The sequence below is a fragment of the Mesorhizobium sp. B2-5-13 genome, from assembly GCF_006440535.1.
GTDB lineage: Bacteria > Pseudomonadota > Alphaproteobacteria > Rhizobiales > Rhizobiaceae > Mesorhizobium > Mesorhizobium salmacidum.
The window spans coordinates 247,722-269,752 of sequence record NZ_VFUI01000007.1 but is presented as its reverse complement, the minus strand read 5'-3'; the positions used below and the strand labels follow the sequence as shown (position 1 = coordinate 269,752).

Sequence of the window (22,031 nt, the reverse complement as noted above, 5' to 3'; positions counted from 1 at the left end):
AGGTTTCGCAAGGCTGACGGCGGATTGCGTAACAACACGACATATTGCCTTCCACGCCGGTGCCGCTTACCAAATGCTGCCCGCGGGAATTCCTCTTGGTTCGGCATAACAGATGATTGCTCGTCTTCGGCGCGCCATGCGACTGCAACCGCTCCCGATTATCGCCGGCTTCGCCGCGCTGGCGCTGATCGTCGGCGCCCGTGCCGTGCTCGTCGAGAGCCAGAGGGCCAATCGTGCCGCCGCGCGCGAGACAATCGAATACCAGGAGCAGCTTTCCGGGCTGCTTTCACTGGCGCAAGACGCCGAGAGTGGTCAGCGCGGCTACCTGCTGACAGGTGAAAAATCCTATCTGGAGCCTTATCGGAAGGCCATCGAGGCAATTCCTGGACAACTGGCGCGGATCGAGAGCGCGGCCGCTCCCGATGATCAGATCATCCAGCAGATCAGCCACATCAAGGCAGCGCTTTCGCAACAGCAGGCCGAACTGGCCGAGACCATAGCTCTCTACGATCGAGGCGACGCGGCAAAGGCCCTGCAACTGGTCCGCGGCGGCCAGGGCAAGTCAGCCATGGACGAAATCCGCGCCAGCATGGATACGATCCGGCGTATCGGCGCCGCTGCGGTGGCCGCGCGCGACGAGCATACCGATCGGGTCGAGGCCTGGTTGCGCATCGGCTCGCTGGCTGCGTTGTTGGGGATTTTCCTGCTTGGTGTCTACACTATCCGTCAATCCCGCCGCCGCTTCCGCGAGGTGCTCGTCGCCCAGGAAGAGCTGATGCGCAAGAACATCGAGCTCGGCAATGAGATCCAGACGCGTGAAAATGCCGAATCCCAGATACGCCAGATGCAGAAGATGGAAGCCGTCGGGCAGTTGACCGGTGGGATCGCCCACGACTTCAACAACATGCTGGCGGTCATCCTCAGCGCCATGAACCTTGCCCAGCGCAAGCTGAAGCGGGGCGAACATGACATTGAAAAGCTCGTCGAGGCCGCGACGGACGCGGCCAGCCGTGCGGCCAATCTGACCTCCCGCCTGCTTGCCTTCTCCCGTCTGCAGCCTCTGGCGCCGCAGGTTGTCGACACCAACCGGCTGTTGACCGGCATGTCCGATCTTCTGCGCCGTGCCCTGGGTGAAGGCATTCGCATCGAAACCGTGCTGGCGGGCGGCCTGTGGAAAATCCACGCCGATCCCAACCAGCTCGAGAACGCGATTCTCAATCTGGCCGTCAATGCCCGTGATGCCATGGACAATGACGGCAAGCTGACCATCGAGACCGTCAACAGCCACCTCGACGAGGCCTATGCATCGACGCACGCTGACGTCGCGCCTGGCCAATACGTGATGATCGCGGTTACCGACACCGGTGCGGGTATGTCGCCTGAGATCATCACCAGGGCCTTCGAGCCCTTCTTCACGACCAAGCCGGCCGATAAGGGCACGGGGCTTGGGCTGAGCCAGGTGTTCGGCTTCGTCAAACAGTCGGGCGGCCACGTCAAGATCTACTCCGAGCCCGGCGAAGGCACGACGATCAAGATCTATCTGCCCCGACTTTTCGGACCTGAGGAGCCGGCGGTTCCAGCCGGGCGCGACAAGGGCGCCGCCACGGTCACCGAGACGATCCTCGTCGTCGAGGACGACGCCCGCGTGCGGGCTTCCACGACGGACGTCATGCGCGAACTCGGCTACACCGTCATCCACGCGGCAGGCGGACAGGAGGCCCTTCAGAAGCTCGCCGCGACACCCGGCATCGCCCTGCTTTTCACCGACATCGTCATGCCGGTGATGAACGGCCGCAAGCTCGCCGAGGAAGCGCTCGCGCGCCAGCCCGGGCTGAAAGTCGTCTTCACCACCGGCTTCACAAGGAACGCCGTGGTCCACAACGGCGTGCTCGACCATGACGTGCACTTCCTGGCCAAGCCGTTCACCATCGATCAACTGGCAGCGAAGCTGCGTGACGTGCTGGACACGAAATAGGCGGCGCCGGAACTCGCATCATCCTGACGCAGTCACGCTTGTCCATAGGCCGGGGTAGTCGACAACAAAGCCGTGCGGCGAGACGCCGAGGATTTCGTCATAGCCGAATAAGGGCGCGGCGTAGGCGTAGCGCGTCTCATCAAGACGCCGATAGGTCTGTTCGAGACGCACCAGTTCCAGTCTGGGAAAGGTCAGGTAAGCAGCCGGAGCGGGCGTCGTTGCGCCGATGCCAAGATCGAACCGGCGGATCGCAAGCAGATTCGACGCGGGCGTGAAACCGAGGTCGACGTCGATAAGACCGGTCACATCATGCTGCGGTTCGCCGTTCAGCATCCACCGGCCGTCGGAATCCCGTTCGATCGCGTGGTGCAGCCTGTTTCCGCCCAGAAAGCCGTTGACGCGCGCCGACTGAGTACGCCAACCGGTATCGCAGTCTACCCGATAGGCAAGGCAGCATGGCTTGTCGTCCTGGATGAAGATGGCCTGCCCCTCGAGGCTGTGACGGCTATCGGTCCGCGAAAGCAGGCATCCGTCATGCCCTTCGAGGTCAAGCCTCCGCCAAAGGATCGAAACCGGCGTCGCTGTCATCGCTCACTCGTCTGGTTCAAAACGATGCTTCTCATTCGTCCGCGAGGCCGATCGTGTTTCATGGCGATGCTCGGCAGCTGACATGGCCTGACATGGAGCGCCGCGATGTCAGCAGGGGAAAATGTTGCCTTGACATTCGATGCCTCACGCCCGACTTCCTAGCGTCCGAGGAGACCAACCGATGCCTGAGCCCCGACGATCGACGATCGATGCCGGAGAAGTGGAACGCTTTTCCGCCCTTGCCGCCGAATGGTGGAACCCGAGCGGCAAGTTTCGTCCGCTGCACAAATTCAACCCAATCCGGCTTTCCTATATCCGCGACCAGATCGCGGCGCGCTTCGGCCGCGACCCGCGCGCGGCGCGGCCGTTCGAGGGCCTGCGTATCCTCGACATCGGCTGCGGCGGCGGTCTTTTGTGCGAGCCGATGGCGCGGCTCGGTGCCGAGGTGGTCGGAGCGGACGCCTCCGAAACAAACATAGAAGTGGCGAAACTGCATGCCGCCGAAGGCAATGTGAGCATCGACTATCGCGCCACGACGGCAGAAGATCTCGCCGAGGCCGGCGAGAAATTCGATGTCGTCCTCAACATGGAAGTGGTCGAACATGTCGCCGACATCGACCTGTTCGTCGCCAAATGCGGCGAGATGGTCAAGCCCGGCGGCATCATGTTCGTGGCCACCATCAACCGCACGCTGAAGGCGCTCGGCCTGGCCATCATCGGCGCCGAATATGTGTTGCGCTGGCTGCCGCGCGGTACCCATCAGTTCGGCAAGCTGGTGCGCCCGGAAGAGCTGGAAAAGGCGCTGGGCGGCGCCGGCCTGACCATCATCGACCGCACCGGCGTCACCTACAATCCGCTTGCCGACCGCTGGTCGCGTTCGAAGGACATGGACGTCAACTACATGGTGCTGGCGGAAAAGGGATTGGTCTGAACAGCCAATCCTCAGCCTCAGCCGCCGCCGATACCCACAGCCCGAGCCCGGCGGCGACGCCGGCGAAATAAGCCCGAACCCCTCAGGCTTTCTGGCTCTGCGCCTTTGTGGTGATGAACACGCCGGCGGTGATGATGACGGCGCCGATCCAGGTCAGCAGCTGATAGTGTTCGCCAAGGAAGATCGTACCGGCAAACAGCCCGACGGCCGCCGCGACATAGCCGATCTGGCTGAGATAGACCGGACCGCCCACCGCCTGCAGCCGGAAAAAGAAAGCAAACATCGCCGATGCCGAGGCCATCTGCGCCACCACGGTGAGCTGCACGGTGCCGAGCTGGATGAAGGTCTTGTCGCCAAGCAAGATCAGGATGCCGACGAGCAGCATCGTCGCGGACGCCAGATGGCTGCCGACCGCGAGTTCGATAGGACCGGTTCCTTCCGGCCAGTCGATAGTGCGGTAGATGTTGCCGGCAGCGAGACTGACAGGAATGAGCAGGCCCAGGACGACCCAGAAGATTTCGGCCGGCTGGCCGGCCTCGCCGCGCGTCACCGCCACCATGATCGCGCCGACGAAGCCCACGGCGATGCCGATGATGCCCAGCATGTTGGGGCGCCGCACACCGAGCAGGATTGAAAACACCAGCGTGACGACCGGCGACAGCGTGAACATGATGCCGGTGTAGCCGGCGCCCAGATGCGGAATGGCCGAAAACATCAGGAGATTGGGGACGGCATAAGACACCGCGGCGGTGACGAAGAAATAGCGCAGTTTGTGCCCGGTGAGCCGGATGCGCTGGCCGCGCAGCAGCAATACGACGAGAAGCACACCGCCGGCGCCAAGCGATATGACGAAGGCCCAGACCATGGCCGGCACGCCGGCCGCCGTGGCGACCTTGCCGAAAGGCAGCGTCAGGCCAAGCAGGCCGCCGGTGACGACCAGCAGGCCGAGCGCCGAATCCCAGAGAAGCTTCATCGTCGAGTCCTGTCGCGTGCGGCCCTTGGCCGGCATTACATCTTCGGGTAAGATATCGGAAAGATTCTTAGCGTCAAGATACATTACGGTGAGATAGATGGACCGTGCAGGGAAAGCCATCGAGCAATGGCAGCGGGAACGACCGGACCTAGACGTGTCGCCGATGGCGGTGATCGGGCGCTTGAATGAGGTCTCCGCGCTGATCGCGCGCGAGCGCCTTGCGCCGCTCTTTGCCCGCTTCGGACTGCAGGCGGGAGAGTTCGATGTGCTAGCAACGCTGCGCCGCTCCGGCTCACCTTACGCGCTGAACCCGACAGCGCTTTACGAGGCGACGATGGTGACCTCCGGGGCCATGACCAACAGGCTGGATCGGCTCGAAACATCCGGATTGATCCAGCGCGGGCCACACCCCAACGACCGGCGCGGCATCGTCGTGCGGTTGACCGAAAAGGGGCTCGCCTTGATCGACGAAGCTGTTGCCGCCCACGTGGCCAATGAGCACCAGATCCTGTCCGGCCTGACACAGACCGAACGAGAAACACTTTCGCGTCTGCTGGAAAAACTGATCGGCAGCGTAAGCTAATTGCTAGCTAGTTCCGGTCGTCCGGAAACACCGGGATCGGCATGAAATCGACGCCGTCCTCGGCTAGGCCCTTGGCCTCTTCCAGCGTCGCCTCGCCATAGATGCCGCGGGCATCGGTTTCGCCGAAATGGATCTTGCGCGCTTCCTCGGCGAACTTGTCGCCGACATAGTCCGCATTCTCGCGCACCTTCTCGGCCATCGCCTTCAGTTGTGCCATGGCCTGCTTCTGCGCCTCGCCCATGGCAAGTGCTATGGTTTCCTGCTTGCGGGCCGTGGAAACGGCGGGCGCCATCAGGGCCTTCTCGACCTTGTGCGAGCCACAGCTGGGGCAATCGACAAAGCCGCGCTTCTTCTGCGTGTCGAAATCGTCATTGCTGCGAAACCAGCCCTCGAACTCGTGCTCGTTTTCGCAGATGAGGGAAAAGCGGATCAAGAGGCGGCACCCCTGAGACGCGGCGCCTCGCCGGCGTTGATGGTGAAATCCCGCGCATTTTTCAAATTGGGGATCTTCTTGCGCGCGGCAATCGACTGCGCCGGGTCGATCTCGGCAACGATCACGCCAGGTTCGTCATGCGCGGCTTCCGCGATGATGCGGCCCCACGGATCGACGATCAGCGAATGCCCATAGGTCTCGCGGCCGTCCTCGTGCAGACCGCCTTGCGCGGCGGCTACGACAAAGGCGCCGTTCTCGATGGCGCGTGCTCTGAGTAGCACATGCCAGTGCGCCTCGCCGGTCTGGCGGGTGAAGGCGGCCGGCACGGAAAGCAGGTCGGCGCCGGCCATCGCCTCGGCGCGGAACAGTTGCGGAAAACGCAGATCGTAGCAGACGGCAAAGCCGAGCTTGGCACCCCCGATCCCGGTGACGACGGCCTCTGTGCCGGGCTCGTAGGCGGCCGATTCACGCCAGCTCTCGCCATTGTCGAGATCGACGTCGAACATGTGGACCTTGTCGTAGGTGGCGAGCGTCGCGCCATCGGGTCCGAACAGGAGCGCGCGGTTGGCAAGCTTGCCGTCGGCGCGCAGGATGGCGGTCGAGCCGATATGCAGGTACAGGCCGAGTTCGCGCGCCAGCCTGCGCGCCGTCGAGACGATGATGTCCTTGTCCTCGGAGGTGAAGGAGGCGGCACGCGCCTGCTTGTCGCGGATCAGCGCGCCGGTCATCTCCGGCGTCTGGATATAGGTCGCGCCCTGGACTGCCGCCTCGCGCACCATCCGCTCCATATCGGCCGCATTGCGCTCGGGGCTCTCGCCTGAACGCATCTGCACTGCCGCTGCCTTGAAGACACCCATTGTCACCCCCTCAAATCGACGCGCCGTTGGCGAGCAGTTTGTCCAGCCGGCCTTCCGCCTCCAGTTCATGGAGGTCGTCGCAGCCGCCGACATGCGTGTCGCCGATGAAAATCTGCGGAAAGGTCGTGCGCCCGTGAGCCCGCAACATCATCTCCTGGCGCAGTTCCGGTGAGAAGGACGCGTCGTGCTCGGTATAGGCGACGCCTTTGCGCTCCAGCAGCCGCTTGGCTGCCGTGCAGTAGCCGCACATCATGCGCGTATAGATCGTGACATCGACCATGACGAATTCCGCTTCCGTTGCCGACTTATATAGTCGCGGACTCGTCGGCCCGGAAGTCCCCCGGCAACACGCGGGCAAAGGTCAGCACGTCGACGGCGGCAGCGCCTCCCTTTTTCAGCGCCTTGGTGGCGGCACGCGCGGTTGCGCCCGTGGTGTAGACATCGTCGATCAGAAGCACCCTGCGGCCGGCAATCTCGATCTCGGCCTCGGCGGGCACGCGAAAGGCGGCGCGCACGTTCTCCTCGCGCTCGTGCCGCTCCAGCCCGACCTGCTGGCGGGTGAGTTTCACGCGATGCATGGCGGAAGGCGCGAAAGATAGCCCGCTCAGCTCGCAAACCGCGCGCGCCAGTTCCGCCGATTGGTTGAACCGCCGCCTGAAAAAACGGCGCCAATGCAGCGGCACAGGCACCACCACATCCGCGTCGGCGATGAGGTCGGCGCCCACGCGGACCATCCAGCGCGCCATCCAGGGAGCGAGATCGGTGCGATCCTGGTATTTCAGCCCTTGCACCATCTGGCGGGCGACGCCGGAATAGGCGACCGCTGCCCGCGCCCGCTCGAAGGGTGGCGGATCGGCGATCGCCTCCGCCGACAGGAAACCCTCGCCCATGTGATGGGTGAACGGCGTGCCCATTACCGGGCACCAGGGCCGCTCCAAGAGCCGCAGCTTCGGCCAGCAGGCGCCGCACAGCACGCCGGGCTGCGAGACCTGCCGGCGGCAACCGGCGCAGACCGGCGGAAACAGGATACGCGCCGGCCAGCCAAGAGCCGACCGGGCTGCCGACCCGGCCAGCTTCCTGATCTCGTCGGACTTGATCTTGGGCATCGGATCGGCCACGTGGTTGGTTTCTCGTCGCCACCATACGAACCATATCAGGGCGCGGATATACAAGGACCCATCCCTTGCAACCTATAATGGATACCTCCCTGTGGCTGGCGCACAAGCGGCGTGCGCTCATCCATCCGGTTGACGGTGCCGACTTCCTCATGCATCGCGCCGCCGAGGACCTTGCCGACCGGCTGGGCGCCGTCGAGCGCAGGTTCGCCAAGGCGGCGGTGCTGTTTTGCCAGACCTCGGCCGCGGCCGACGTCCTTGCGAGGAGCGGCAAGGTAGCCGGCATCGTCCGTGTCGAGGCGGATGCGGCTTTCCTGAATGGCGCCGCCGGCCTGATTGCGCCGCTGGAGACCGTGCCGTTCGAGCCGCAAGGTCTCGATCTGGTGGTGTCGCTTTTGTCGCTGCAGACGATGAACGACATTCCGGGCATGCTGATCCAGATCCGCCGCGCCCTGCGGCCGGACGGACTTTTCCTTGGCGCCTTCGCAGGCGCCGGCACGCTTGCGGAACTGCGCGAAAGCCTGCTTGCCGCGGAGACCGAACTCTACGGTGGCGCCAGCCCGCGCGTCATCCCGTTCACCGATGTGCGCGATGCCGGCGCACTGCTGCAGCGCGCCGGTTTCGCACTGCCGGTCGCCGACGTCGAGACGGTGACCGTGCGCTATACCGACCTGTTTGCGCTGATGGCCGATCTGCGTGCCATGGGCGAAACCACCGCGCTTACCGACCGCAGCCGGCGGCCGGGGTCACGAAGGCTGTTTGCCCGCGCCTCGGAAATCTACGCCGAACGCTTTTCCGACTCCGATGGTCGCATCAGGGCAAGCTTCTCCATTGTCTGGATGTCCGGCTGGGCGCCCGACGCGTCGCAGCAAAAGCCGCTGAAGCCCGGTTCCGCCAAGGTTTCGCTAAAGACGATATTAGAGAAGCCTGAAGGACACTGACCCGTTCGCGGGCATCAGCCCCAGAGCAATCCAGGGAAACTGCGTAGCGGTTTTCCCCGGGGAAACGCGTAGCGGTTTCCCTTGCGGAATTGCGTGAAACAGGAGTTAGAGCGGTTCAGCGGTTCTATCAAACAATGACCGCCCTACTGGGCGAAGGCGTTGGCAAGTCTACTGGAATTGTCGCTGAACAACCAAGTGATCGCGTTGAAGACCTGACTGATGCCGCCGACGATCGTCAGCGACAGCACGGCAATGATCAGACCATATTCGATGGCCGTGGCCCCGTTTTCGTCCTTCAGAAAGCGTAGCAGCACTGTTTTCATCACGTTCATCCCTCTTGCCGCAACCCTACCGCCGACCTGTTAAGAAAGGTTAACGGCACAGGCTTAACAGGCGATGAAATCGCCGCCTTTCGGAAATGTCTTAACCTTGTCAGCAGTCGCCACTGCTTTTGCCATCGGAGCGGATAATGCAGACCCCGCCGGGCTCGGCCTGTAGCACACTGCGGCGCACTGTATAGGTGCTGCGATGGCTGATCGAACCCGTAGCCGTCATGTCGAGGCCGGGGAAATCTTCGCGGGCCGATTGCGAGCGCGTCTGACTGTCGAGGAAGGGGGTCGCGATCAGCGCCAGCGCCACCGCGGCCGATCCGAACAGCAACGTGATCCGCAGGACGCCCATGCCGGCATCGGCGGCACGAAAACCGCGGTCGGGCCGGATCGTATCCCAATCCCTGTCCAGGCTCATTCTATCGCTCCCCAGCGCATGGCGGCGGCCGTACCAGAACGGCCATCCATCAATTTTTCATGATGAGATAAATCTTCCATTAATGCTGGCTGACATGGACCGTGGTCCAATCAGCTCTCAGAGGAGATCGATCAGGAACGGGATCAATGGCGCGTCGGCCGGCGGCATCGGATAGTCGCGCATCTGTTTCGGCCGCACCCATTTCAGCGCCTGGCCTTCCCTCGGCTGGGCGATGCCGCGGAAGCGGCGGCAGACAAACAGCGGCATCAGCAGATGGAAGTCGTCATAGGAGTGGCTGGCGAAGGTCAGCGGCGCCAGGCATGGGATCTCGGTTTCGATGCCGATCTCCTCATGCAGTTCACGGATGAGGCATTGTTCCGGCGTCTCTCCGGCTTCGACCTTGCCGCCGGGAAACTCCCAGAGGCCGGCAAGTTGCTTGCCTTGCGGCCGCTGCGCCAGCAGCACGCGACCGTCGGCATCGACCAGCGCGCAAGCGGCGACCAGGAGCAGGCGCTTGCCGCTGGATATCACATCATTCATGTCCGGGCGGCCGGCGGTAATGATAGCGATAGACTTCCTCGAAGCCGAGCGTGCGGTAGAGCGCCAGCGCCGGCGCGTTACCCGCCTCGACCTGCAGCCAGGCTTCCCGCGCGCCGCGCAGCCTCGCCCATTTCAGCGCCGACAGGATCAGGTTGCGGCCGTGGCCCTTGTTGCGCGCCGCCTTGTCGGTGGCGACCTCGAACAGGCCGGCTAGATCGCCGTCATGCACGCAGATCAGCGTCGCCAGCGGCTCCGCCCCATCCTCGAGCGCAAACAGCCCGGCCTCGGGCTGGATAGCGCCGATGATCTCCGACAGGCCCGGCCGCAGCGATACGTCAGAGCCGCTGACCTTGAGCAATGCGCCGATGAAGCGGCTAATGTCCTTGAGCGGTATCTGGTCCATGGCCGCGTCGAGATGCGCGTCGGCCAACGGCAGCCGCATGACGAGCGATTCGTCGAACCGGCTCCAGCCCTCCTTGTCGAGATGGCTGGCAAGATCGGGCCCGGAGAGTGGCGACATGCGGAACGTCAACGGCCGGCCATAGGCATCGAAACGGCGGCTCGCCCGACCGATGCGGTCGGCGATGTGCTGGATGTCGCCGGGATCGAGCGGATTGACCGAGTTCAGCCGCTTGGCCGGATGGCCGGCGGTCAGGCGCACCACCCATGTGCCGTCATAATGGACGGCGGCCGCGGGCCAGGCGCGAAAGCCGGCCGCCTCGTAGCGGCGCACTGTCGCGAGCATGCTTGCAGGATGACGCGAAGCCAAGGCGATCAGCTCCGGTAGTCGCCGTTGATGGCGACATATTCCTTGGTGAGATCGCAGGTCCAAACCGTCGCCTTGCCACGGCCGATGCCGATATCGGCGCGGATGCGGATGTCGTCGCGTTTCATGTAGGCCGAGGTCGCTTCTTCCGAATAGCCGGGGTCGCGCTCGCCCTCATGCGCCAGCCGGTTGTCGCCGAACCAGATCGACAACCGGTCGCGATCCGCGGGCTCGCCGGCCTTGCCGACGGCCATGACGACGCGGCCCCAATTGGCGTCCTCGCCGGCGACCGCCGTCTTCACCAGCGGCGAATTGGCGATCGACAGCGCGATGCGCTTGGCCGAGCGGGCCGATTTGGCCCCGGTGACGGTGACCTCGACCTGCTTGCGGGCGCCCTCGCCGTCGCGCACCACCTGCAGCGCCAGCGACTTCAGCACCTTGCCGAGCGCCCGGCGGAACTGGCCAAGGCGGGCATCTCTGGGATCGGTGATTTCAGGCGCGCCGCGCTTTGCCGCCTTGCCGGTGGCGAACAACAGCAGCGTGTCGCTGGTCGAGGTGTCGCTGTCGACGGTCACCGCGTTGAACGTCTTGGCCGTGCCGCGCGACAACAGGTCCTGCAGGACCGGTGCCGCGATCGGCGCGTCGGTGGCGATGAAGGACAGCATCGTCGCCATGTCGGGCGCGATCATACCGGCGCCCTTCGAAATGCCGTTGATGGTGACATCGGCGTCGCCGAGCTTGACCGTCTGCGTCGCCACCTTCGGATAGGTATCGGTGGTCATGATGGCCCTTGCCGCCTCGGTCCACAGGTCCGGCTTGCCGTCGCTGACCAGCCCGGCGAGCAGATGGCTGAACTTGGTTGTGTCGAGCGGCTCGCCGATGACACCGGTCGAGGCGAGGAAAACCTCAGCTGCCGTGCAGCCGGCCGCCTTGGCCGCAGCTTCGCCCGTCATCGCGGTCGATTCGCGGCCTTTCTTGCCGGTGAAGGCGTTGGCGTTGCCCGAATTGACGACCAGCACCCGGGCCTTGCCGGTGCCAAGGTTCTGCCGGCAGAAATCGACCGGCGCCGAGGGACATTTCGACTTGGTGAACACGCCGGCGACCGCGGTACCGGCGTCGAACACCATGGCCAGGAGATCCGTACGGTTCTTGTACTTTATTCCCGCTTCGGCGGTGGCGATGCGCACCCCTTCGATTTCCGGCATTTTGGGGTATTTCTTTGGCGCGAGCGGCGAAATCGTCGTGGGCATGGGACCTCGGGCGGGAAAATCGCAAGGGGAAGGCCGGTTTGCCCGATACGGCGCGCCGGTGCAAGCGCCGTTTTCGTCGCTCCCGCCAGGGCAAACACGTTCAGGATTAAGCTTGCGTTTCAAATCTGTTGGCGTCGCCAGGGTCCATGGCACTATGATCCTCCCTATGGGCAGGCTTGCGATCCTCGCTTGGGCATTTCTGGGACTTTTGCTGCTACGCGCCGACGCCGAGCCGGCACGGCGCGTGGCGCTCGTCGTCGGCAACGGCACCTATGCCGAGGCCGGCACGCTGGCCAATCCCGTCAACGACGCGCTAGACATCGCCGACAAGCTGCGTTCCATCGAGGTCATCGAAGGCAACGATCTCGGCAAGCGCGCGCTTGAACGCAGCATTGGCGAGTTCTCAGATGCGCTCGAAGGTGCCGGCGTCGGGCTTTTCTACTATGCCGGCCACGGCCTGATGTGAGACACCGCTTGATGACCGCGGCGCCCCTGCGTCACAAAACGGGTCGTTTCGTTTCATCGCCGGATCGCTTATCATTGCCAGAGAATTGAAACGAGGACGACAGGAATGGCCGAGGAGGCTGATACGGCGCGCAAATCGATCGGTGCGCGGCGCAATCTCGACAGTGCGGATGCCATACTGGAGGCCGCCGAGGCAGTCCTTGTCGAGGCCGGTTATGCCGGTTTCTCGATCGAAGCGGTGGCGCGGCGCGCACGCGCCGGCAAGCCGACCATCTACCGCTGGTGGCCAAGCAAGGCGGCACTGCTGCTCGAGGTCTATCAGCGCCAGAAGCGCGTCGACGTTCCCGATACCGGAGGACTGGAGGAGGATCTCGTCGGCTTTTTGATGAACCTGTTCTCGCACTGGCGCGAGACATCGTCGGGCAGCGTGTTCAGGTCCCTGATCGCCGAGGCGCAGTCGGATGAAACCGCCGCCGAAGCCCTTGCCGATTATGCTGGCGGACGCCGGGCCCACACCCGCCAGATCATCGAACGCGCCAACGCAAGGGGCGAGATCGCCAGCGACATCGATCCGGCCGTGGTCGCCGATCTCGTAGCTTCCTACGCCTGGCGGCATCTCCTGACCAACCGGCTCGGCGAACCCGAAGCGACGATCCGCAAGGTGGTTCGATATCTCCTGCAAGGCATAGCAGCGCCCGGCAGGTAGGCACCGCTGGCAAGTGCCAACGAAAAAGGGCGCAGGCGCGGCGCCTTTCGGCTGCCGCGCCCTTTTTCGGGCTGTTCGGGCTTACTTGGCGCTTTCCAGCGTATCGACGGCCTTCTTCAGCTTGGCGTCGGGGATCTCGACCTTGGCACCAGCGCGCAGCGACTTGACCAGCGCGAAATACTTGTCCCTGATGACAGCCTGCTTGGCCTGGTCCTTGACCTCGTCGAAGGCCGGCGGCTGCTTGGCGCGCTTGTCCTCGAGCTTGATGACGTGCCAGCCGAATTGGGACTGGACCGGCTGCTCGGTGTACTTGCCGACATCGAGCGCGAACGCCGCCTTGTCGAACTCCGGCACCATCTGGCCAGGTCCGAACCAGCCGAGGTCGCCGCCATTGGACTTGCCCGAGGGATCGCTGGTGTGTTCGTTGGCGAGCTTCTGGAAGTCGGCGCCGCCGTCGAGCTGCTTGATGATCGCCTCGGCCTCTTCCTTCGTCTTCACGAGGATGTGACGGGCATGCACCTCGTTGACCGGCGGCGTGTTGGCGATTTCCTGGTCGTAGCGGGCGTGAACCTCGGCGTCGGTGACCTTGTCGACGACGCCCTTCTCGACCATTTCGCCATGCAGCGCGCGCTGCTGCAGGAAGGCCATGCGGCGCTGGAAGTCGGGATCCTTGTCGAGGCCTGTGGTGACCGCCTGGGCGGCCATGACGCGGATTTCGATGGCCGCCGAAAGTGCCGCGGCGCGGCGCTGCTCGGGTGGCAACTGCGCGAACTGCTGCGACAGTTCGCCCTCGGCAAGCACCAGATCGGCTTCGGTCAAGGGCTGGCCATTGACGGTGGCGATCACGGTATTCGGGTCGACCGGCGCCGCGGCCGGTGTGGCCGCATCCGCCGGGGCAGCCGGTGCGGGAGCGGCCTCCTGCGCCATCGATGGCGACAGGCAAAGAGCCGACAGGCCGAGGGCAAGGCCAAGGCTGGCAAGCGACGCACGGCTGAACAACAAGGACATAAGGATGACTCCGGTGAAGATTGTAAGGAGGGCGGCTTCCAGATCAGCCAGATTGTGGCGGAATTTGGCGCGACCGGCAGGGCCAGCGCGGCGTTGACATCAGTTGAGCCCCCTCTTATCTGTCCATCGACTTGGCGTCCAGAACCGTTTTCCGGGCGCCTTTTGTGTTTGCCCGCATTCAGGCGGTGCGTTCACGTGGATGTGATGGGGCCGGCCGGCGCCTGTCTCAAGATTGAGAATTCTATCGAAAGGACCATTGGATGGTCAGTCTCGGCGGTCTCGCCCGTAAGGTTTTCGGTTCCTCCAACGACCGTCGGGTCAAATCGACCCGCCCCCGCGTCGAGGCGATCAACGCCATGGAAAACGAGATGCGGGCACTCTCCGACGCCGAGCTTGCCGGCCGCACGGAAAAGTTCCGCCAGGACATCGCCAACGGCGCCAGCCTTGACGACCTGTTGGTCCCTGCCTTCGCGACCGCCCGCGAGGCGGCGCGCCGCGTGCTCGGCATGCGCCCCTTCGACGTCCAGCTGGTTGGCGGCATGGTGCTGCACAATGGCGGCATCGCCGAGATGCGCACCGGCGAGGGCAAGACCCTGGTCGCGACGCTGCCGGTCTATCTCAACGCGCTTGCCGGCAATGGCGTCCATGTCGTCACTGTCAACGACTATCTCGCCACCCGCGACTCCGAATGGATGGGCCGCGTCTACAAATTCCTCGGCCTTTCGGTCGGCGTCATCGTCCACGGCCTGTCCGACGAGGAGCGCCGCGTCGCCTACGCCTCCGACGTCACTTACGCCACCAACAACGAGCTCGGCTTCGACTATCTGCGCGACAACATGAAGTATGAGCGCGCCCAGATGGTGCAGCGCGGTCACAACTACGCGATCGTCGACGAGGTCGATTCCATCCTAGTCGACGAAGCACGCACGCCGCTGATCATTTCAGGTCCGCTCGAGGACCGTTCGGAAATGTACAACACCATCGACACCTTCATCATCCAGCTGCAGCCGCAGGATTATGAAATCGACGAGAAGCAGAAGACCTCGATCTTCACCGAGGAAGGCACCGAGAAGCTGGAGAATATGCTGCGCGATGCCGACCTGCTCAAGGGCGAGTCGCTCTACGACGTCGAGAACGTCGCCATCGTCCATCACGTCAACAACGCGCTGAAGGCGCACCGGCTGTTCCAGCGCGACAAGGACTACATCGTGCGCAACGGCGAGATCGTCATCATCGACGAGTTCACCGGCCGCATGATGCCGGGCCGCCGCTATTCGGAAGGCCTGCACCAGGCGCTCGAAGCCAAGGAGCATGTGGCGATCCAGCCGGAGAACCAGACGCTCGCCTCCGTCACCTTCCAGAACTATTTCCGCCTCTACAAGAAGCTTTCCGGCATGACCGGCACAGCGCTGACCGAGGCCGAGGAATTCGGCAACATCTACGGTCTCGAAGTCACCGAGATCCCGACCAACCTGCCCGTTATCCGCAAGGACGAGGACGACGAGGTCTACCGGACGGTCGAAGAGAAGTACAAGGCGATCGTCAGGGAGATCCGCGAAGCCAGCGCCAAGGGCCAGCCGACGCTGGTGGGTACGACGTCGATCGAAAAGTCCGAGCAGTTGGCCGAGCGCCTGCGCAAGGAAGGCTTCACGGATTTCGAGGTGCTGAACGCCCGCCACCACGAGCGCGAGGCGGCGATCGTCGCCCAGGCCGGCAAGCCCGGCGCCATCACCATCGCCACCAACATGGCCGGCCGCGGTACCGATATCAAGCTTGGCGGCAATGCCGAGATGCGCATCGCCGACGAGCTGGGCGACATGCCGGAGGGTCCCGAGCGCGAGGCGCGTGAAAAGGAGATTTATGCCGACGTCGAGCGCCTGAAGGAAAAGGCGCTGGCCGCCGGCGGCCTTTACGTGCTCGCCACCGAGCGCCACGAGTCGCGCCGCATCGACAATCAGCTCAGAGGTCGTTCGGGCCGCCAGGGCGACCCCGGCCGCTCGAAATTCTTCCTGTCGCTGCAGGATGACCTGATGCGCATCTTCGGCTCCGAGCGCATGGACGGTATGCTGCAGAAGCTCGGCCTCAAGGAAGATGAGGCGATCATCCACCCGTGGATCAACAAGGCGCTGGAAAAGGCGCAGAAGAAGGTCGAGGCGCGCAACTTCGACATCCGCAAGAACCTGTTGAAATATGACGACGTCTCCAACGACCAGCGCAAGGTGGTGTTCGAACAGCGCATCGAGCTGATGGACGGCGAGGGCCTCTCGGAAACCATCCGCGAGATGCGCGAAGGCGTCATCGACGAGATCGTCGCCAAGGCGATACCCGAAAACGCTTACGCCGAGCAGTGGGACGTCGCGGGCCTGAAGGCCGAGGTCGCCGAATTCCTCAATCTCGACCTGCCGGTCGAGGACTGGGTGAAGGAAGAAGGCATCGCCGAGGACGACATCCGCGAGCGCATCTCTGCCGCCGCCGCCGACGCCGCCAAGGAGCGCGCCGACCGTTTCGGCCCCGAGGTGATGACCTATGTCGAGCGCTCGGTGGTGCTGCAGACGCTCGACCATCTGTGGCGCGAGCACATCGTCAATCTCGACCATCTGCGTTCGGTGGTCGGCTTCCGCGGTTACGCCCAGCGCGATCCGCTGCAGGAATACAAGAGCGAGGCGTTCGAGCTGTTCCAGGCGATGCTCGGCAATCTGCGCCAGGCCGTCACCGCGCAGCTGATGCGCGTCGAACTGGTCCGGCAGGCCGCCGAAGCCCCACCGCCGGAAGCGCCCGACATGTTCGGCACGCATATCGACGGCACCACCGGCGAGAACGATTTCGATGGTGGTGAGACCGCCGTCCTAGTGCGCCAGGAGCAGAGCGCCGTCGTCGCCCCCGAGGATCGCGATCCGAACAACCAGGCCACCTGGGGCAAGGTCGGCCGTAACGAAGCCTGCCCCTGCGGCTCCGGCAAGAAATACAAGCACTGCCACGGCGCGTTCGCCTAACGACGCAGCTCTTTCCTCCTCCCTGTCGCTACCGTCGCTACGGGGAGAAGGTAGCCCGAAGGGGCCGCGATGAGGGCGGCGCCGAGGCTTGCGATTTGGTCTGATGTCTCCACCTTGGAGATGACTTCGCAACCGCGGCTCGCCTGTAGGAGGATTCCTCCAACCTTCCCGACGTAAATCTCCAAATCCTGCGCCGCCCCTCATCCGCCTGCCGGCACCTTCTCCCCATATAGTGACGGGGAGAAAGAGGCTCCCCACCCACGCTTTCTTAAGGTGTCTTCGCTACACCAAAGCCTGAAAAGAGGCGGAAAACGGAGAGAAATCGGGGTGCGCTTTTCCGCGGCCACGACTGTCGGGCGGTTCTTGCCGCAGCGTTTGGCGCTGGGGCCGCTGCTTGACCGCATCGACGCCGTGCTGTTCACCGCCGACGAGCGCGTCGCGGCGCGCGCCGCCGTCGGTCCTTGCGAAAGCCTGCTCGCCATGAGCGGCAATCAGAATGTCCGCGCAGCCGTCCATGCCATGACACTGGCCTTCAACGTCGCGCTCAACGTGGTGCTGATCCCGTTTTTCGGCCTGCGGGGCGCCCTGGCCACCGCCTTCGCCACGATCTTCGAGGCCGGCGCGCTGTCCTTCACGGTCTGGCGCAGGCTCGGCATCGTCATGGCGATCTTCGTGCCACCCGAAGGAGCCGCCTGATGGCCGCCATCCCCTTGCTCGAGGAAACCAGCGGCGGTTCCGCCGGCGCCATGGTGTCCGGCCTTGCCGGACTGGCGCGCGACGCCGATCCGGCCCATATCGAGATCCTCGCCAACAACCGGCCCGAGCGCAAACTCGCCATCTACCCGGCATCGGCCGGCTTCGACCTGGTCGAGGAACTGGACTATCTCTGCGCCCGCACGATCGAGCCGAACGTCTTCTTCAACCCGCGCTTTCTGGCGCCGGCCATGCCCCGGCTGGAAGACCGCGAGGTACGCCTTGCAGTGATCCGCGACGGTGACGAATACCGCAACCGGCTGCGCCTGCTGGTGCCGATCTCGGTGGAGCGGCCGATGGTGCCGCTGGGCGTGCCGGTCATGCGCACATGGTCGAGCCCGTTCGGTCCGCTCGGCACGCCGCTGATCGACCGCGACGATCCGGTCGGCGTGGTCGAGGATTTCTTCTCGATGTTGTCGCGCCCGCATTTGAAGTTGCCGAAAGTCCTGGTCCTGCCCGACATCAGGCTGGACGGTCCGGTGGCGAGCCTGATCGGCACCGTGGCCGAGACGCGCGGGCTGATGCTGGTCACCACGGGTCAGACCTCACGCCCGGTGCTGGAGAGCGAACTCGACGGCGACGACTATCTGAAGGCTTCGCTGCGCGCGCACCATTATCGCGAGTTTCGCCGCCTGAAGCGGCGCCTGGGCGATCTCGGCAAGCTCGAACATGTCGTGGCACGCGGCCCCGAGGAAATCCGCCACGCAATCGAGCACTTCCTGACGCTGGAAGCGTCCGGCTGGAAAGGCCGCGAGCGCACCGCCATGGCGATCGACCGCTTCCGCGCCGCCTTCGCCCGCGAGGCTGTGCACCGGCTCGCCGAACAGGACATGTGCCGCATTCATTCGCTGACGCTCGACGGCCGCACCATCGCTTGCCTGATCGTCTTCGTCGAAGCTGGCGTCGCCTACACCTGGAAGACAGCGTACGACGAGACGCTGGCCGTCTATTCGCCCGGCACGCTGCTGATGATCGAGGTCACCAGGCAGCATCTCGAAGATCCCAACATCATGATGACCGATTCCTGCGCGGTGCCCGATCACCCGGTGATGAGCCGGTTATGGAGCGAGCGCAAGCCGGTCGGCACGCTGGTGATCGGGTTGACTCGCGACGCCGACCGCCTCGCCCGCCAGGCCGCCTCCCAGTTGCACCTGTACCGCGAGACCCGCAACATGGCGCGACTGCTGCGCAACCGGATGAAGAGTTTGCTGAAAAGGCGGTAAGGGGTCCGTCGAGACGAGCCTGGCCGCGGTCAATCAGCCTGTCGCGCAGCCGGCGTATCGCGTTCAATGGAGGTCGGGGTTTTTTGACGACAGCATTAATTCAGCTTGCCAAGAGTTGTGTCCAGCGACCACTCTCGAAGTGAAAACAGATTCCGCCATTGAGTCGCCGATGACGAAACAAGATTCCGTCCCGATGAACGACCTCAAGCGACTGTATCAACGATACCAGGTCGAAATTGAACGTGAAGTAACAAGCACACTGCGCTCTGGATGGTGGCTCAATGGCGCGATGGGCAAGAAATTTGCCGCCAACTTTGCAGAGTTCATCGGCGTCTCGGATTGCGTTCTTGTGGCCAACGGAACGGACGCTCTCGAACTGGCCTTAGCTGCGGTTGTCTCACGCAATGGCGCTCGGGGACGCGAAGTCATCATGGCTGCCAATGCCGGCGGCTACGCAAGTTGCGCCTGCTGGCACAACGACCTTGTCCCCCACTATGTCGACATCGAGGCAGCCAGCCAGTTGATCAGCGTTTCATCGGTGCTGGCCGCGGCCGGCATCGATACCGCTGCCATCGTGGTCACGCATCTTTATGGTGGCGTCGTCGATGTCGGTGCCATCAAGAGCGCGCTCGCCGAGACCGGGCTCTCACATATTCCTATCGTGGAGGATTGTGCGCAGGCGCATGGCGCACGTATCGGCGGGCGCGTGGCGGGTTCGCTCGCGGACGTGTCGACTTTCAGCTTCTACCCGACCAAGAATCTCGGCGCGGCGGGTGACGGAGGCGCCATTCTGACGTCGGAGCCGGCGATCGCCGAACATGTACGGCGGCTGCAGCAATATGGCTGGATTTCAAAATACCATGTCGGCGTACCCTATGGCCGGAATTCCCGCATGGATGAGGTCCAGGCGGCCGTTCTTGATGTCTTTCTGCGTGATCTGGGCGATAGAAACGAACAGCGCCGTGCTATTCTGGGCCGCTACAAGTCGGCCGCCGGGCGGCGGCTGCAGTTCGTGGAAGGCGGTGACGGCGCGATCGCGCACCTTGCCGTCGCCCTATGCGACGAGCGCGATGCGTTCAGGATTTTCATGAAGGAGCGTGGCGTCGATACCGATATCCACTACCCCGTCCTTGACTGCGATCAGGTTGGCTGGGCAGGACTGCCGATGAAAGGAACCGAAAATCTGGTGGTCTCAAGGGCCAGCGTCAACCGTCTCTGCACCGTGCCATGCTATCCCGACATGACGAATGACGAGGTCGGCCAAGTCTGTCTGGCGCTCGCCCAATGGGAGGCAATGTGACGACACGCTCGATCGTTTTTCCGATCTACCGCAATCAGGCGAATGTCCCCTCCCTGATGCAGGCGGTCGCCAATTTTCATGCCAGATATGGGGGCGATATCGAATTCGTCTTCGTCATCGACGGGTCGCCGGATGAATCGGGGCCCCTGCTTCTCAATGCGCTGAAGACCTCCGCCTTCGACTACAAGATCATCTTTCACAGCCGGAATTTCGGCTCTTTCACCGCCATTCGAACCGGTCTCGAGCATGCTTCTGGCGATCATGTCGCCGCCATGGCCGCCGACCTCCAGGAGCCGCCGGAACTGATCGTGGAGTTCTTCTCGATCCTGGATAAGGATGGCGCAGACGTCGTATTTGGACGCAGGACCGGCCGCAATGATCCGCCGATCACACGGTTTTTGTCGAAAGCGTTCTGGGCGGCCTACCGCAGGCTCGTCCTGCCCAGCATGCCAAGCGGCGGGGTCGATATTTTTGCCTGCAACCGCCAGGTGCTGGAAGCGATCCTGTCCATCGAGGAGCCCAACTCCTCGCTTGTCGTGCAATTGTTCTGGGTTGGCTTCAGGCGGGAATTCGTGCCCTATCGCCGGCGCGAACGAGAGCACGGAACGAGTGCCTGGAGCATGGCCCGTCGGTTCAGATACATGATGGACAGCATCTTTTCGTTCTCCGACTTCCCGATAATTCTGACCCTTTGGGTGGGCTTTGCGGGCTGCCTGCTCAGCCTGATGTTTGCGGCCGTTACCGTCGCGGCGCGGTTGCTCGGCAACATTGACGCGGCGGGCTACACAACGCTGGTGCTGCTGATCGTGGGCTTCGGATCGGCCAGTCTGATGGTCCAGGGCATTCTCGGCTGCTATCTCTGGCGGGCGGTTGAAAACACCAAGTCACGGCCCCTCCGGGTGATCAGCCGCGTCGTCGAGGGGACATCGAAATGACCGGCAAGGCATTTTTTGTTCATGAGCAGGGCATCTGCGAAAGTCCGCATATCGGCCAGGGAACACGCATCTGGGCGTTTGCCCACGTTCTGCCGGGCGCCGCTATCGGTGCTGGCTGCAACATTTGTGATCATGTTTTCATCGAGAACGACGTGGTGATCGGTGATGACGTGACTATAAAAAGTGGCGTTCAATTGTGGGACGGCCTCCGCCTTGGGAACCGCGTGTTCGTTGGTCCAAACGCGACATTCACCAACGATCGTTTCCCGCGCTCGAAAGAGTATCCCGAGGCATTTCTTCTGACGACGGTGGAGGACGGGGCATCAATAGGCGCTAATGCGACCATCCTGCCAGGCATAGTCATCGGACGTCAGGCGATGATCGGCGCCGGCGCGGTGGTGACCAAAAACGTTCCCCCCAATGCCGTGGTGGTCGGAAATCCAGCCATCATCATCGGCTACCAGACCGGTCCGCAAATCCAGCCGACAGTGACGCAGACATTCCCCGATACGCCCGGCGAAAGAATGCCGCTTGGCATCGGCGGCGGCGAACTCTGGCGGCTGCCGCATTTTGGCGACCTGCGCGGCGAGATCGCACCGCTGGAGTTCGGTTCGAACCTGCCCTTCAAACCGGCACGCTCCTTTCTGGTCTACGGCGTGCCTTCCGACAAGGTCCGGGGCGAGCACGCGCATCGCGAATGCCATCAATTCCTTATCGCCGCCCACGGCCGGCTTTCGGTTGTCCTCGACAACGGCCATGACAGAAAAGAGGTTTCACTGGCCGAACCGTCGATCGGGCTCTACATGCCGCCAGGCATCTGGGGAATCCAGTACAAATTCCAGCCAGACACGGTCCTGCTGGTCATGGCTTCGCATCACTATGACGCCAGTGACTACATCAGGGATTATACGGATTTCCTCAGCATAGTCAGACAGGACGGCCGCTGACC

The 22,031-nt window shown here is 63.5% G+C and carries 23 protein-coding genes and 1 pseudogene; 12 read left to right on the top strand and 12 right to left on the bottom strand.

The features are described 5' to 3' along the window. Positions 1 to 136 precede the first annotated feature (136 nt). On the top strand, positions 137 to 1,975 hold the full coding sequence (locus FJ434_RS15095) for a CHASE3 domain-containing protein (RefSeq protein WP_140748128.1): 1,839 nt from the start codon (positions 137 to 139) through the stop codon (positions 1,973 to 1,975). A gap of 18 nt (positions 1,976 to 1,993) precedes the next feature. Here FJ434_RS15095 and FJ434_RS15090 read toward each other — a convergent pair whose 3' ends face one another. After that, positions 1,994 to 2,563: a putative glycolipid-binding domain-containing protein gene (locus FJ434_RS15090; RefSeq protein ID WP_140747796.1), complete on the bottom strand. Its 570-nt coding sequence runs from the start codon at positions 2,561 to 2,563 to the stop codon at positions 1,994 to 1,996. 181 nt (positions 2,564 to 2,744) lie between these two features. Between FJ434_RS15090 and ubiG the strand changes: the two genes are divergently transcribed. After that, positions 2,745 to 3,494 (top strand): bifunctional 2-polyprenyl-6-hydroxyphenol methylase/3-demethylubiquinol 3-O-methyltransferase UbiG, encoded by a 750-nt coding sequence (gene ubiG, locus FJ434_RS15085; RefSeq protein ID WP_140747799.1) that lies wholly within the window; start codon positions 2,745 to 2,747, stop codon positions 3,492 to 3,494. An 82-nt stretch (positions 3,495 to 3,576) separates the two neighbouring features. On the opposite strand, the gene FJ434_RS15080 is transcribed toward ubiG, so the two are convergent. After that, complete coding sequence (locus tag FJ434_RS15080; protein ID WP_140747802.1) at positions 3,577 to 4,467, bottom strand: DMT family transporter; 891 nt, start codon at positions 4,465 to 4,467, stop codon at positions 3,577 to 3,579. Between the two features lie 97 nt (positions 4,468 to 4,564). Between FJ434_RS15080 and FJ434_RS15075 the strand changes: the two genes are divergently transcribed. Beyond that, a complete protein-coding gene (locus FJ434_RS15075) occupies positions 4,565 to 5,050 on the top strand; it encodes a MarR family transcriptional regulator (protein ID WP_140503193.1) in 486 nt (161 codons plus the stop codon). 7 nt (positions 5,051 to 5,057) lie between these two features. Here the strand turns inward: FJ434_RS15075 and FJ434_RS15070 are convergent, their stop codons facing one another. The 4 genes from FJ434_RS15070 to FJ434_RS15055 are packed head-to-tail and all read right to left on the bottom strand — an operon-like array spanning position 5,058 to position 7,458. Beyond that, complete coding sequence (locus FJ434_RS15070) at positions 5,058 to 5,483, bottom strand: DUF1178 family protein (protein ID WP_140503195.1); 426 nt, start codon at positions 5,481 to 5,483, stop codon at positions 5,058 to 5,060. Further along, positions 5,480 to 6,340, bottom strand: coding sequence for a carbon-nitrogen hydrolase family protein (locus tag FJ434_RS15065; protein WP_140747805.1), 861 nt, complete (start codon positions 6,338 to 6,340; stop codon positions 5,480 to 5,482). The genes FJ434_RS15070 and FJ434_RS15065 overlap by 4 nt, the downstream gene beginning before the upstream one ends. Before the next feature lie 10 nt (positions 6,341 to 6,350). Then, positions 6,351 to 6,620: a glutaredoxin 3 gene (grxC, locus tag FJ434_RS15060; protein ID WP_140747808.1), complete on the bottom strand. Its 270-nt coding sequence runs from the start codon at positions 6,618 to 6,620 to the stop codon at positions 6,351 to 6,353. 25 nt (positions 6,621 to 6,645) lie between these two features. After that, on the bottom strand, positions 6,646 to 7,458 hold the full coding sequence (locus FJ434_RS15055) for a ComF family protein (RefSeq protein WP_140747811.1): 813 nt from the start codon (positions 7,456 to 7,458) through the stop codon (positions 6,646 to 6,648). 65 nt (positions 7,459 to 7,523) lie between these two features. Between FJ434_RS15055 and FJ434_RS15050 the strand changes: the two genes are divergently transcribed. Then, positions 7,524 to 8,396 carry a methyltransferase domain-containing protein gene (locus FJ434_RS15050; RefSeq protein ID WP_140747814.1) on the top strand — a complete coding sequence of 291 codons (873 nt, stop codon included), beginning with the start codon at positions 7,524 to 7,526 and terminating at the stop codon, positions 8,394 to 8,396. 143 nt (positions 8,397 to 8,539) lie between these two features. Here the strand turns inward: FJ434_RS15050 and FJ434_RS15045 are convergent, their stop codons facing one another. From FJ434_RS15045 to argJ, 5 genes are all read right to left on the bottom strand, one after another. After that, on the bottom strand, positions 8,540 to 8,719 hold the full coding sequence (locus FJ434_RS15045) for a Flp family type IVb pilin (RefSeq protein WP_140503203.1): 180 nt from the start codon (positions 8,717 to 8,719) through the stop codon (positions 8,540 to 8,542). A 109-nt stretch (positions 8,720 to 8,828) separates the two neighbouring features. Next, positions 8,829 to 9,143 carry a hypothetical protein gene (locus FJ434_RS15040; RefSeq protein WP_027143435.1) on the bottom strand — a complete coding sequence of 105 codons (315 nt, stop codon included), beginning with the start codon at positions 9,141 to 9,143 and terminating at the stop codon, positions 8,829 to 8,831. 117 nt (positions 9,144 to 9,260) lie between these two features. After that, the gene (locus FJ434_RS15035; RefSeq protein WP_027143436.1) at positions 9,261 to 9,683 is read right to left on the bottom strand and encodes a (deoxy)nucleoside triphosphate pyrophosphohydrolase; all 423 of its coding nucleotides are present in this window, start codon (positions 9,681 to 9,683) and stop codon (positions 9,261 to 9,263) included. Beyond that, positions 9,676 to 10,428: a GNAT family N-acetyltransferase gene (locus FJ434_RS15030; protein WP_140748131.1), complete on the bottom strand. Its 753-nt coding sequence runs from the start codon at positions 10,426 to 10,428 to the stop codon at positions 9,676 to 9,678. Before FJ434_RS15030 ends, FJ434_RS15035 begins: the two co-directional genes overlap by 8 nt. 29 nt (positions 10,429 to 10,457) lie before the next feature. Further along, positions 10,458 to 11,699, bottom strand: coding sequence for a bifunctional glutamate N-acetyltransferase/amino-acid acetyltransferase ArgJ (gene argJ, locus FJ434_RS15025; protein WP_140747817.1), 1,242 nt, complete (start codon positions 11,697 to 11,699; stop codon positions 10,458 to 10,460). A 112-nt stretch (positions 11,700 to 11,811) separates the two neighbouring features. Here argJ and FJ434_RS15020 point away from each other — a divergent pair, with 112 nt between their 5' ends. Both FJ434_RS15020 and FJ434_RS15015 read left to right on the top strand, forming a co-directional pair. Continuing rightward, positions 11,812 to 12,165, top strand: a complete 354-nt coding sequence (locus tag FJ434_RS15020) for a caspase family protein (RefSeq protein WP_246675952.1) — start codon at positions 11,812 to 11,814, stop codon at positions 12,163 to 12,165. A gap of 105 nt (positions 12,166 to 12,270) precedes the next feature. Then, a complete protein-coding gene (locus FJ434_RS15015; RefSeq protein ID WP_140747820.1) occupies positions 12,271 to 12,870 on the top strand; it encodes a TetR/AcrR family transcriptional regulator in 600 nt (199 codons plus the stop codon). Between the two features lie 81 nt (positions 12,871 to 12,951). On the opposite strand, the gene FJ434_RS15010 is transcribed toward FJ434_RS15015, so the two are convergent. Continuing rightward, positions 12,952 to 13,878 carry a peptidylprolyl isomerase gene (locus tag FJ434_RS15010; RefSeq protein WP_140747823.1) on the bottom strand — a complete coding sequence of 309 codons (927 nt, stop codon included), beginning with the start codon at positions 13,876 to 13,878 and terminating at the stop codon, positions 12,952 to 12,954. 260 nt (positions 13,879 to 14,138) lie between these two features. Here FJ434_RS15010 and secA point away from each other — a divergent pair, with 260 nt between their 5' ends. The 6 genes and pseudogenes from secA (at position 14,139) to FJ434_RS14980 (ending at position 22,029) form a co-directional block, all read left to right on the top strand. After that, on the top strand, positions 14,139 to 16,871 hold the full coding sequence (secA, locus tag FJ434_RS15005) for a preprotein translocase subunit SecA (RefSeq protein WP_140747826.1): 2,733 nt from the start codon (positions 14,139 to 14,141) through the stop codon (positions 16,869 to 16,871). 435 nt (positions 16,872 to 17,306) lie between these two features. After that, positions 17,307 to 17,567 (top strand): annotated as a pseudogene (locus FJ434_RS15000) (polysaccharide biosynthesis C-terminal domain-containing protein); the annotation flags it as partial. Further along, entirely contained in the window at positions 17,567 to 18,847 is a 1,281-nt protein-coding gene (locus tag FJ434_RS14995) for a GNAT family N-acetyltransferase (protein WP_140747829.1), read from the top strand. The pseudogene FJ434_RS15000 and the gene FJ434_RS14995, both read left to right, overlap by 1 nt. Positions 18,848 to 19,040: 193 nt before the next feature. Then, on the top strand, positions 19,041 to 20,147 hold the full coding sequence (locus FJ434_RS14990; protein ID WP_181165919.1) for a DegT/DnrJ/EryC1/StrS family aminotransferase: 1,107 nt from the start codon (positions 19,041 to 19,043) through the stop codon (positions 20,145 to 20,147). After that, on the top strand, positions 20,144 to 21,082 hold the full coding sequence (locus tag FJ434_RS14985; RefSeq protein ID WP_210242176.1) for a glycosyltransferase family 2 protein: 939 nt from the start codon (positions 20,144 to 20,146) through the stop codon (positions 21,080 to 21,082). The genes FJ434_RS14990 and FJ434_RS14985 overlap by 4 nt, the downstream gene beginning before the upstream one ends. Further along, the gene (locus FJ434_RS14980) at positions 21,079 to 22,029 is read left to right on the top strand and encodes a WxcM-like domain-containing protein (RefSeq protein WP_140747837.1); all 951 of its coding nucleotides are present in this window, start codon (positions 21,079 to 21,081) and stop codon (positions 22,027 to 22,029) included. The genes FJ434_RS14985 and FJ434_RS14980 overlap by 4 nt, the downstream gene beginning before the upstream one ends. Positions 22,030 to 22,031 lie beyond the last annotated feature (2 nt).